General features: G+C 43.9%; 11 protein-coding genes and 1 pseudogene. 6 read left to right on the forward strand and 6 right to left on the reverse strand.

Annotated elements, in window-relative coordinates; translation table 11 throughout:
* The coding region (locus tag O9300_RS09260; RefSeq protein WP_287971374.1) for an RNA-guided endonuclease TnpB family protein at positions 1-372 on the forward strand (372 nt) is incomplete at its 5' end.
* A gap of 330 nt (positions 373-702) precedes the next feature.
* Here O9300_RS09260 and O9300_RS09265 read toward each other — a convergent pair.
* Positions 703-870 carry a hypothetical protein gene (locus O9300_RS09265; RefSeq protein WP_002801704.1) on the reverse strand — a complete coding sequence of 56 codons (168 nt, stop codon included), beginning with the start codon at positions 868-870 and terminating at the stop codon, positions 703-705.
* A 191-nt stretch (positions 871-1,061) separates the two neighbouring features.
* Here O9300_RS09265 and glmU point away from each other — a divergent pair, with 191 nt between their 5' ends.
* On the forward strand, positions 1,062-2,414 hold the full coding sequence (gene glmU / locus O9300_RS09270) for a bifunctional UDP-N-acetylglucosamine diphosphorylase/glucosamine-1-phosphate N-acetyltransferase GlmU (RefSeq protein WP_287971385.1): 1,353 nt from the start codon (positions 1,062-1,064) through the stop codon (positions 2,412-2,414).
* A 302-nt stretch (positions 2,415-2,716) separates the two neighbouring features.
* Here glmU and O9300_RS09275 read toward each other — a convergent pair whose 3' ends face one another.
* Positions 2,717-4,219: a DUF3370 domain-containing protein gene (locus O9300_RS09275; RefSeq protein WP_242034656.1), complete on the reverse strand. Its 1,503-nt coding sequence runs from the start codon at positions 4,217-4,219 to the stop codon at positions 2,717-2,719.
* 104 nt (positions 4,220-4,323) lie between these two features.
* Positions 4,324-4,473: pseudogene (locus O9300_RS09280) on the reverse strand (ISAs1 family transposase); the annotation flags it as partial.
* Positions 4,474-4,678: 205 nt separating this feature from the next.
* On the opposite strand from O9300_RS09280, the gene O9300_RS09285 reads away from it, so the two are divergent.
* Positions 4,679-5,260: a thioredoxin family protein gene (locus O9300_RS09285; protein WP_190722335.1), complete on the forward strand. Its 582-nt coding sequence runs from the start codon at positions 4,679-4,681 to the stop codon at positions 5,258-5,260.
* On the opposite strand, the gene O9300_RS09290 is transcribed toward O9300_RS09285, so the two are convergent.
* Positions 5,261-5,392, reverse strand: coding sequence for a hypothetical protein (locus tag O9300_RS09290; RefSeq protein ID WP_287971377.1), 132 nt, complete (start codon positions 5,390-5,392; stop codon positions 5,261-5,263).
* A 35-nt stretch (positions 5,393-5,427) separates the two neighbouring features.
* Positions 5,428-6,678 (reverse strand): FGGY-family carbohydrate kinase, encoded by a 1,251-nt coding sequence (locus tag O9300_RS09295; protein WP_190722337.1) that lies wholly within the window; start codon positions 6,676-6,678, stop codon positions 5,428-5,430.
* A gap of 2 nt (positions 6,679-6,680) precedes the next feature.
* Between O9300_RS09295 and O9300_RS09300 the strand changes: the two genes are divergently transcribed.
* The 3 genes from O9300_RS09300 to kdpA all read left to right on the forward strand — a co-directional run bounded on the left by O9300_RS09300 (position 6,681) and on the right by kdpA (position 10,779).
* Complete coding sequence (locus tag O9300_RS09300; RefSeq protein ID WP_287971378.1) at positions 6,681-7,739, forward strand: tocopherol cyclase family protein; 1,059 nt, start codon at positions 6,681-6,683, stop codon at positions 7,737-7,739.
* A gap of 93 nt (positions 7,740-7,832) precedes the next feature.
* Positions 7,833-8,183, forward strand: a complete 351-nt coding sequence (locus O9300_RS09305; RefSeq protein ID WP_147072306.1) for a hypothetical protein — start codon at positions 7,833-7,835, stop codon at positions 8,181-8,183.
* Between the two features lie 850 nt (positions 8,184-9,033).
* Positions 9,034-10,779, forward strand: a complete 1,746-nt coding sequence (gene kdpA / locus O9300_RS09310) for a potassium-transporting ATPase subunit KdpA (RefSeq protein WP_287971380.1) — start codon at positions 9,034-9,036, stop codon at positions 10,777-10,779.
* Here the strand turns inward: kdpA and O9300_RS09315 are convergent.
* Complete coding sequence (locus tag O9300_RS09315) at positions 10,726-10,884, reverse strand: hypothetical protein (RefSeq protein WP_196219863.1); 159 nt, start codon at positions 10,882-10,884, stop codon at positions 10,726-10,728. The genes kdpA and O9300_RS09315 overlap by 54 nt on opposite strands.
* Positions 10,885-10,984: the final 100 nt, after the last annotated feature.

Consider the following 10,984-nt stretch of genomic DNA (forward strand, 5'->3'; position numbering starts at 1 on the left):
AAGAATATGGTCAAAAACCCGAAATTATCTCAGGCAATATCTGATGTAAGCTGGGGAGAAATCACCCGACAATTAGCCTATAAATGCCGTTGGTATGGGAGAAATTACATCGAAATAGATAGATGGTTTCCTAGCTCTAAAAGATGTAGTAATTGCGGGTATATTGCTGAAAAAATGCCGTTAAATGTTCGAGAATGGGACTGTCCAGACTGTGGGACTCACCATGACCGAGATGTTAACGCTAGTAAAAATATTTTGGCCGCAGGGCTTGCGGTGTCAGTCTGTAGAGCGACCATAAGACCAGAACAGAGTGAATCTGTTAAGGCAGGTGCGGAACCCCGCAAGGGAAAGAAGCAGAAACCTAAATCGTGAGGTTTGGGAATCACCGTCCGTTTTACGGCGGCGAGGATGTCAATAATCTACACCTATCTGGAATTCTCAAAAAACATTTTCCCACCTTCTCGCTAGTAAGAGGGTGGGATTTGAGAATTCTTAGGGAAATTGGTTCTTCGGTTTTTGTTATGCAATGGACGGGGGTTATAAGGGATGGAACCCTTATATAGAAAGGCATTTGGCGATTTTTGTCAATTATTTTTGATCTAGAGCGAACTAATCAATTAAGTCTCTTGCCAGATAAGGATTTAGTCGATTTATGCCCCCCTATCGAACCATACCAGGTAACGAAGAACCGGGAAATTTTCTTTAATTTAGGTTTTGATTCTCTTGGTTTTTGCGCTTGAGGTTTTGCAGTTGTTGCAGCAGTACCTCGATTTCCGCTTCTAGATGCAGGTATTTCACCTGTTGGTCAGCTTGGTAGGTGGTGCGAATCTGTTTCATGGCGGAGGATTCCTTAGTTAGTACAGTTGTCATAGCGGTATCTATAGAGTGCTAATTATGTTCAATTGTTTCAATTTGTATATAGTACCTTAACAATGTCTTAAAGAAAACCTTTTTATGGTAGTTTCTCAACTGGCACAGGATGAAAGAGGGGAAAAATTCTTGCAACCAAGGGGATCGGAGTGCGATATACTCAGTCGCGAACGATATTGGCAAGCATGACCATGGTAGCGGTAGCAATTTTAGCGGCGGGTAAGGGAACCCGAATGAAGTCCAGTCTTCCGAAAGTTTTACATCCCCTCGGCAGTCGCTCGCTAGTGGAACGGGTGCTTAATGTCAGCGAATCCTTACATCCCCAGCGAAAACTGGTGATTATCGGTTATCAAGGGCAACAGGTGCGAAATACTCTACAGCATCTCGATGATATCGAATTTGTTGAACAAAAGGAACAGTTAGGCACTGGCCATGCTATTCAGCAGTTAATCCCCCATTTAGAGGACTTTCAGGGGGATTTGTTGGTCTTAAATGGCGATGTTCCCCTATTGCGTCCCGAAACCTTGCAAAATCTTCTCCAGATTCATCAAGACCATGGTAACGCTGCCACCCTCTTAACTGCTAACCTCCCTAACCCGAAAGGTTACGGTCGAGTTTTTTGTGATGGCAATAATCTCGTTAAGCAGATTGTGGAAGAAAGAGACTGTACCGATGCCCAACGACAAAACCACCGGATTAATGGAGGCATATACTGCTTTAATTGGTCAAGATTAGCGGCTATACTGCCTAATTTAACCCCCAATAACGATCAAGGTGAGTATTATCTCACGGATGTGGTCAATTTTCTCGATCCCGTCATGGCCGTGGATGTGGAGGACTTTTTAGAAATTAGCGGCATTAACGATCGCAAACAATTGGCCGCCGCCTATGATATCCTACAAACTAGAGTCAAAGATGATTGGATGGCCGCTGGAGTCACCATAATTGACCCCGATAGTGTCACCATTGAGGATACTGTCACCCTCAGTCCCGATGTGATTATCGAACCCCAAACCCATCTGCGCGGTGAGACGATAATCGCTTCTGGTTGTCGTATAGGTCCGGGGAGTTTAATCGAAAATAGTCGCATAGGCAGCGATGTAACGGTCTTATTTTCGGTTATTTCTGATAGTCAGGTGGATTCTGGTTGTCGTATCGGTCCCTATGCTCATTTGCGCGGAGAAGCGAAAATTGGGGCTAATTGTCGAGTCGGTAATTTTGTTGAAATTAAAAAAAGTGACATCGGCAATAAAACCAATATTGCCCATTTATCCTATCTGGGAGATGCCACTTTAGGGGAAAAAGTTAACGTTGGCGCGGGAACAATTACTGCTAATTACGATGGCGTGAAAAAACATCAAACTATGATCGGCAGTGGCACAAAAACTGGGGCAAATAGTGTTTTAGTGGCTCCTTTAAAATTAGGAAAAAATGTCACCGTGGCTGCCGGTTCAACTATCACTAAAAATGTCCCCGATAACGCTTTAGTTATTGCTCGCGAAAGTCAGCGTGTGATCGAAAATTGGGCAGATCAGTTTCAGTAGGTTAATTCCGGGATTTAAGGCAAGAAAACTGTTGCTAAATTCCGAGATTAGAGTCAAGATAAACGGGGAGGGAAAGAAAGAGGGGTTGAGTACCATTCAACCGGCGTTGCTGATTTGAGATATGAATCTTCTTTTGTGGGATTTTTAAAACCTAGACCCAAACTAACTTTTGGATGGGTGCAAGATTGTCATTCATACCTTGATTCAGCAACGCCCTTTTTTTTGCTTCCTCTCAGATTAACTCCTGTCAGTTCGCCGTAACAGACAAGGCAGTCAGTGATTTTTGTCTGTTGCAATTTATTTTAATTTTCCAAAGTCTTAATTGTAACCACCTGCGGCGGTGTAGAATCAGGTGGATAAATAACATCTAATTGTACTTTTCTTTGAGTTCCTGGTTTTAAATCTAGTTTTAATAAAGGCTCTAAAACCTGCCCTGTTCTATGCCATAAATGTACATAACTGGTTTGTTGTTTACCTTGATCATCGCTATATTTTAAACGCACTGTACCACGGAAAAAGGGAAAGTCTAATGATGGTTTTCTAAATTTAATTCCTTTTTCAGATAGTCTATCTTCTTTTAATGGAGTTTCTAAAGTGATGCTAACTGTCTGATTTTTATTAGTGTTATTAGTTAAAGGTATGTTGAGTTGATATTCTACCCCATAGTTACCATGTGCTTCGTAAGCAGTATCAGGATACCGCACTAGCATTTTTGCGGTTTGGCTTTGTTCTGTTCCTAACCTTCCACCCCGTAAGGTGGCTATGGGATAAGAAATAGTTTTACCTGGTTCGGGAATAGTCAGGGTTTGGGTTTTGGTGTTGTCTGTGAGGTTTGCTTTCCATGTTGCACCTTCGGATATACCTGCGACTCTGCTGTAAATTAATTGACCTCCTTTTGCATCTGGGGGTGTGGGGGTTTTATCTCTTGGTCCTGCAAAGTTACCGTTATTTAATAAGTCTTGCCATTCTTTTAATGTGGGTGCGCGCTCGCTACCATCAGCATTTTTTTTCGCAAACATGGCTAAACTCGCTGCATAAATTTTACCACTGCTATTTAATCGGAAAAAACTGGATCTCCCATTGACAGGTTTTTCTAAATTTCTGACTGGGATAGGATGGTTTAATAACATTTGACTTCCCCCAGCAGCAATGACTATTCTTGCTGGAAATTCTTTTTGACGTACTCCCCGCAAAACATCCGCTACTGCTCTTGCACCTGGTCCAGAAAATGCTTTACCATCGTTATTTTCTATGTAGGGTTGCCAGGTGACAAACGGTGCTTCTGTCATTAAATAACTCGCACCTTGTAAAATGTTAATAGTGATAGGTTTTTTACTGGGATTATGTAAAATTACTCCTATATATAAGGTTTGTAAATCCTTGGGATTGTGGGTATAATGATGAGCAAATAAATCAAATCTGCCTTGAATGGGAAAGTTTAAATGTGCGGCTGGAACTTTTTTGTTATTAGGGGTAAAAGTAGAAAGTAGAATACCTTCATTTTTGATCCATTCTGGACTGTTGCTATTAAAAACAGGTATTTTATCTAAACTACCGGGTAAAGGGCGCACTTCTCCAGTTTGTATAATTTCTTGGGGTGCTGGTTTTGCAGGTGTTTGGGCGTTTACTTGATTTTTCGGATGATAGCTATTGAAAGTTGTACAGCCGATAGTTTGAGTAATCGCTAATCCTGATATGATGATGAATACAGGTTTGAGGATGTGGTTTTTTGCTTGCAAAGTTCCCATAATTTGATTTTTCCAGTAAGTTTGCCATTTGCCAGTTTGCCAGTTTGCCTGGAGCATCTCATTTATGCAAGTGAGTAATTATACTTGTCCCTAAAACTGGTTTCTAGCAAGGCTTTCAAAATAGCTTGACATAAAACCTGATTTAGGGGTTACAAAGGTGTTTCCGCTCCATACCCCAGACGAATCCCACTGGCATCTTCACTAAATGTAACATCGAGTACCCAATGGAGACTATTTTCAATACTCCAATGTCTGCGAATCACCTCGGCCTGTTTTTGGGCATCCGCTGCTAAACTACTGATGAAGAAGCGAATTTATGTAGTAGTTTTATTCCATAATTGGCGGACACTGCGAACCATGACTACTGCAGCTCTAACCAGTAATTTAGATAGGTCAATGGCTTATCAGTTCACTGTTTACTGTTTACTGATGCTGGTTAAGGCCTTAAATTTGCGCGATGAAGCGTGAAATGCTATAAAAATCTCAGTCCTCCCTATAGAAAAGAGTAGAAACTTTATGGCACGCACCGAGTCCACAATGTTAGATCTGGGGACAAAAGCTCCCAGTTTTGCCTTACCCGATGTGGTTTCGGGTGAAACTATCTCTCTGGACAGCTTTGCGGCTAAAACCGCTCTGTTAGTCATCTTCCTCTGTGAACATTGTCCCTTTGTTAAACACATTCAAGAAGAACTTACCCGTCTAGGTCGCGATTATGCTAATACCAATCTGGGCATCCTCGCAATTAGTTCTAATGACGTGGAGAAATATCCTGATGATTCGCCCGAAAATTTGAAAAAAATGGCGATAACCCTTGACTTTAAATTCAATTTATGCTATGACGAAAGCCAAGAAGTGGCGAAAGCTTACACGGCAGCCTGTACTCCCGATTTTTTCCTCTTTGATAGTCAGCGCAGCCTAGTCTATCGCGGTCAGTTGGATGATAGTCGTCCTAGTAATGGAATACCGGTGACAGGCAAAGATCTCCGCGCCGCTATTGACAAGGTTTTAACCGGTCAACCAGTGCCGACGGAGCAAAAACCCAGTTTAGGCTGTAATATCAAATGGAAACCGGGTAATGAGCCACCCTATTACGGTTAATTAACGAAGGGTGTAGGGTGTAGGGTGTAGGGTGTAGGGTGTGGGGAGAATAAATAAAATAATCTCCTGTCTCCTGACTCCTATCTCCTGACTCCTGACTCCTGAATACTGACGACCGACTCCTAACCCCACCAACAAACTTTTTGCCGCAAACCCTACTTATGAGACTATTTCAACAGCGTAACCGATTGCTGTGCTAATAGGGCAGTACCATAGGCCGCTTGCTCCTGTTTAGACAAAAGCACGGGAACCCCTAAATGACGCTGACGAATTATTCTCCAAGTCGAATTTTTTGCCCCACCACCGGCACTATAAACTCGCTCTAATTTATTGGCTCCCAATTCCTGTAAACGCTGATAACCTAAAGCTTCAATGCGGGCAATACTTTCCAGTAAACCATGCAAAAATTCTCGAGTATTATCGGGCCGGGGAGTCAGTTTTGCGGGTAAAAAAGGATCATTAATTGGAAAGCGCTCACCCGCTTTTAGTAGAGGATAATAATCTAAATTACTTTCTTTTTGTCCATCTATTGCTAAACTATAATTTCTCAATTCTTGATCAGAAAAAAACTTCTTTAGCACTGCTCCTCCCGTATTAGATGCCCCACCAGTTAACCACAAATTTCCTAAACGATGACTATAGATGCCATAGTTACTATCATCAACTTTCTGGCTACTTAATAATTTTAAGACTAAAGTTGAACCTAAAGATGTCACTGCATCCCCTAAAGAATTAGCACCACTGGCTAAAAATGCCGCTATGCTGTCGGTGGTTCCCGTATAAATTAAACAATCTTTCGGGATAGCAAAACGAGTCACTAAATCTGGTTTAATAGTATCGATCGCTGTACCCGGGGCAAAAATTTGCGGTAATAAATTAAACATCGGTAAATTCTCTAACCAATCGGGATAACAGAGATTTTCGAGATCATAACCTAACTTTAAGGCATTGTGATAATCACTAATTCCCAGTTTACCGTGCAGCAGAAATGCTAACCAATCCGCTTGCGAGAGAAAATAACGCGCTTGCGAAAAAATTTCTTGTTCACTCCACCAAAGTAATTTAGCTAAACTGGAGGTAGCAATAATCACGGGATGGTGAGGGGGTGCTATAGCTTTAATTGCTTCTAAAAAGGCAATTCCTCGCCCGTCATTGTATAATATTGCCTGAGAAAGAGGATTCCCCCAATTATCACATAATAACACCGTCGAGGAAGTACCATTAATTGCGATCGATTTAAGTTCTGAACGCACCGAATCCCCTAGATTATCCAATAAATAAAATAGGGCCTTTTGCCAATCCTGAAAATTGGCATTAGTGAAGGGATAATGAACCTCAGCGACGATATTTTTGCTAGAATCAATAGCAATCGCTCGCGCTCCCGATGTGCCAAAATCAATACCTAAAGATAAACCCATAGATGTCTTCACAACCCCCTCATTCTGGCTACCATTGGGATGGTATCACTCCTCGATTTTTTGAAGGTTGGTACTTCCGAGTCATGATTCCGCAATTAGCCGACGGATTCGCCTTTATGTATTCTATTCAAGACCCAAGCGGCGGTCAAGTCAATAGCGGTGGAGCGGTACAAATTTTAGCCATAGAATCTAATTATCTTTGTCGCACTTTTCCCGATACGGATAAATTTTGGGCAAGTCGTCAGGAATTAGCCATTATCCATTGGGGAAAAACTAACTTAAAAATCCGTCCCCGTCTGCTTTCTCCGTCAGCTTTTTTTGAGTCTGTTCAAGAGGGTTATCAAGCAACGGCAAACCAGCAGCAAGGACGAATTTATGATCCCGTCACTGGAGAAATCTGTCAATGGGATTATCGCGTTGAAACTAGGTACAGTTGGGGAGATAACAAGCGTTTACCCCAAGCAACAGCAGGAATATTATCTTATTTACCGATTTTTGACCCGGGTTGGCAGATTTTAACTGCTCATGGTTTAGCAACGGGAATGATTACCTATGGGGGAAAAAATTACCAATTTGAGAATGTACCTTTTTATAGCGAGAAAAATTGGGGTTATTCTTTCCCCGAAAAGTGGTTTTGGATTAATTGTAATGCTTTCCCTGAAAATCCCGATTTAACCTTAACCGCAGTGGGTTCTACCCGGAAAGTTCTCCACTGGACGGAATCGGTGGGAATTATCGGTATTCACTGGCAAAATCGCTTTTATAAGTTTGATATCTGGAATTCTCAACTAAGTTGGACAGTGCAACCCTGGGGATACTGGGAAATGAGGGCAACCAACGAGAATTATACCATTGTCTTAATCGGCATCAGTGATCATCCTCCCGATCGCGTGCGTGTACCCACAGAAAAAGGTCTCTGTTTTGCTTGTCAAGATACCCTCAAAGGTAAATTATCGATAAAATTGGCTGATAGTCGCGGTAAAAACATTATAAATAGCTCTAGTGGTCTAGCTGGTCTCGAAATTGGCGGTATTTGGCCATCAGCTTGGATTAAACAGTGATTTAAATCACCATCGCAACGGCATAATATCACGCTATTATTTATCGAGCGGTATTAACATGGAGTCAGTTTTTGATCACTAAAAAATCGTTTCATGAACCAACCTTCTCTCAATTTTGTTGAGCAATTAGTGATAGCAGAAGTGCGGGAACAGTTAAGGAATTTACCTGCTTCCTTTCGCCAATATCTCTCGGAGATTAAAATCGATCGAGTCATGAATAATGCTATCCAAATTCTGCCCCGCAGTTTCAAAACTTTGGGGGAAAAATATCACGATTATCACACCCGAAGATTAAGAATAAAAATTGCTGTAGAAAGAGCGATCACCGATATACTGCATGAACTAAAATTTTATTATGTAGCGCAGACAGAAGTGGAAGATGAAGAAAATATTCCCACGGAACCATATTCTGAAAGGTGGGATAGCAGTTATTTTAATGGCTAGGTACAGAGTCTTCCTTTTCAGGAGTTAGCAGCTATTATTCAGAGGATAATAACCCATTAGTTTATAATTTATTCCTATAAGAAATGTTGTAAATCTCTGCTCAGAAATAGAATCGGTCGGTGAGTCTGGCTGAAAAATTATTTGAAAGTCAAGGAAATAGGCTTTTTTAGTTAAGTTTTACAGAAGTCGCCCTCGATATTTTTTTTGATGATAATTAATACTATTTGTCAAAAGTAATGGCAAAGATGGTTAATTGTCCTCGCCCCACTTTCAACCTTCAGATTTAATTGCCGCCCAAGCTAAAAGTACAGTAGAAAGAATCAAAGAAGCTCCCTTACATGATATCATCGGCGAGACTTGGAAACTATTTCATCAAATTATTTACCCCATAGAACCCCCTTGAGCCATCTTGCACACTTTTCTCTTTTTGTCAAATTTTATGTTAAGAAATATGTGACTAATGGATAGGCTTTTAGCGACGGGAGTGTCAATCAGCAATCTCTGATTACAAATTGCGATGGGGTTTGCATAATTATTCCCGTTTGTTCAGCCACTTGTGACCTAACATCTTAAGAGTCACTGATAATTGCTGATTGTCGGTATTGCTGCATAAGTGCGTAAAAGCTGATAGGACAACGAACGGAAAAAATATAGATTGTCAAGGTGCGACAAATCGCTATAATCGTTCCAGCAGAGGCGATAATAATCCCTCGACATCCATTGGTTAACGATCGCTAATGATTAGACAAACTCGGTTTTCAGCAAGCGGTTTCGAGACAGCGAACCCGTGAGGGTCCCGGTTGATCGTTGATCGAGCCTCCACGGGCCTTTTTTTGGAGTTGATCGAACCATGTTGCAAGGATGGATTCAAATCGCGCTCACGATCCTGATAATCGTGGCGATCACCCCCTTTTTCGGGCGGTATATGGCTAGGGTGTTCATGGAACGGAGAACCCTACTCGACCCACTGTGCGATCGAGTCGAGAGTCTTCTTTACACCTTCGTCGGAGTGAAAGGGAAAGAGAATATGACTGGCTGGCAGTACGCCCGCGCCGTTCTCTACAGTAACGCGGTAATAGCAATTCTGGTTTTTTCCCTGATTGCCGGCCAAGGAGTCCTTCCCCTCAACCCGACGGGGATCCCCGCCCCTTCTTGGGACACCACCCTACATACGACGATTTCCTTTATCACCAACAGCGACCAACAGCATTATTCCGGAGAAACCACCCTCAGCTACGGGAGTCAGCTCTGGGGTCTCGGCTACCAGATGTTCACCTCGGCCGGAACCGGTCTAGCGGTGGGGATCGCCTTTATTCGGGGACTGACGGGGCGACCGTTGGGCAATTTCTATGTGGATCTGATCCGAGCGATCACCCGTATCCTCTTACCGATCTCGATGGTGGGGGCAATTGCCCTGATCATCGCCGGAGTCCCGGAAACCCTCGCGGGCCCGGCGATCTTGCCGACGCTAGAAAACCCCAACCTCAGTCAGGCGATCGCCCGCGGTCCAGTGGCCCACTTCGAGATTATTAAGGAATTGGGAGAAAACGGCGGCGGATTTTTTGCCAGCAACTCGGCCCACCCCTTTGAAAACCCGAACGGATTCGTCAATCTGGTGCAGTTGGTAGCGATTCTCTCGATTCCCACCTCCCTGATCTATACCTACGGTGTCTTCGCCGATAATCTCAAGCAAGCTCGGTTAATCTATTTAATTCCCCTCGGTATCTTCATCGGCTTTACGATCATCACAGCGATCGGAGAATATAACGGCAACCAGGCGGTTAACTCCCTACTAGGGGTCGATCGAGCGGTTAACTTCGAGGGGAAAGAAGTACGCTTCGGTTGGGCGCAATCGGCCCTGTACGCGGTAACTACCACGGCCACCATGTGCGGTGCGGTGATCGCCATGCACGATTCCTTGATGCCGAACGGCGGCTTCGTCACCCTCTCGAATCTGTTCCTGCAAATCGTTTTCGGAGGCCAGGGAACCGGCACCGCCTACCTGTTTGCCTATCTAATCCTTGCGGTATTCGTCACCGGGCTAATGGTGGGACGAACCCCGGAATTCCTCGGGCGCAAAATCGAGAAACGGGAAGTGGTGTTAGCGAGTTTTTTAATTCTGCTGGTTCACCCGATCGCCATCCTCATCCCCGGAGCGATCGCCCTTGCCTTTCCCGACTTTCAGGGCATCAGTAACCCCGGCTTTCACGGATTATCTCAAGTTATCTACGAGTACGCTTCCGCCGCCGCCAATAACGGGTCGGGATTCGAGGGACTAGGGGATTCCCAACCCGCGCCGCTTGCGATCGCGGCTGGGGCGAAACCGACGATTACCGCTCTCTGGTGGAATCTGAGCGCCTGCTTCAGTTTACTCGCCGGACGGTATATCCCGATCGCTGCCCTGCTCTTGTTAGCCGATGGGATGTCCCGCAAACAACCGGTTCCCGCCACCACCGGAACCCTCCGCACCGATACCGGACTCTTTACCAGCGTGACGGCGGGGGTGATTTTAATTCTCGGTGCGCTGACTTTCTTGCCGATATTAGCCCTCGGGCCGATCGCGGAAGCCTTTCAAATCACCCGGATGATCGGCTAGGAGTTTAGACAGGGTTTGCGGCAAAAAGTTTTTCCGGGGGGTAGGGTGTGGGGTGTGGGGTGTGGGGTGTGGGGTGTGGGGTTTTACCAGTTTTGAGGTGGCCAATTACCTAATTTTCAGGGAAAAAGTGCCTAAATTTCCCCCCGATCACTCCCAGATCCAGTACTTTTTGATTGACAAAAGGTCTAAAAGTCTTACCCAACAA

Source organism: Microcystis sp. LE19-195.1E (genome assembly GCF_027532095.1).
GTDB lineage: Bacteria > Cyanobacteriota > Cyanobacteriia > Cyanobacteriales > Microcystaceae > Microcystis > Microcystis aeruginosa.

Coding starts and splice junctions, on each gene's coding strand:
- O9300_RS09265 (WP_002801704.1), bottom strand. CDS start 870: ATGACAACTGTACTAACTAAGGAATCCTCCGCCATGAAACAGATTCGC.
- glmU (WP_287971385.1), top strand. CDS start 1,062: ATGGTAGCGGTAGCAATTTTAGCGGCGGGTAAGGGAACCCGAATGAAG.
- O9300_RS09275 (WP_242034656.1), bottom strand. CDS start 4,219: ATGCTCCAGGCAAACTGGCAAACTGGCAAATGGCAAACTTACTGGAAA.
- O9300_RS09285 (WP_190722335.1), top strand. CDS start 4,679: ATGGCACGCACCGAGTCCACAATGTTAGATCTGGGGACAAAAGCTCCC.
- O9300_RS09295 (WP_190722337.1), bottom strand. CDS start 6,678: ATGGGTTTATCTTTAGGTATTGATTTTGGCACATCGGGAGCGCGAGCG.
- O9300_RS09300 (WP_287971378.1), top strand. CDS start 6,681: ATGTCTTCACAACCCCCTCATTCTGGCTACCATTGGGATGGTATCACT.
- O9300_RS09305 (WP_147072306.1), top strand. CDS start 7,833: ATGAACCAACCTTCTCTCAATTTTGTTGAGCAATTAGTGATAGCAGAA.
- kdpA (WP_287971380.1), top strand. CDS start 9,034: ATGTTGCAAGGATGGATTCAAATCGCGCTCACGATCCTGATAATCGTG.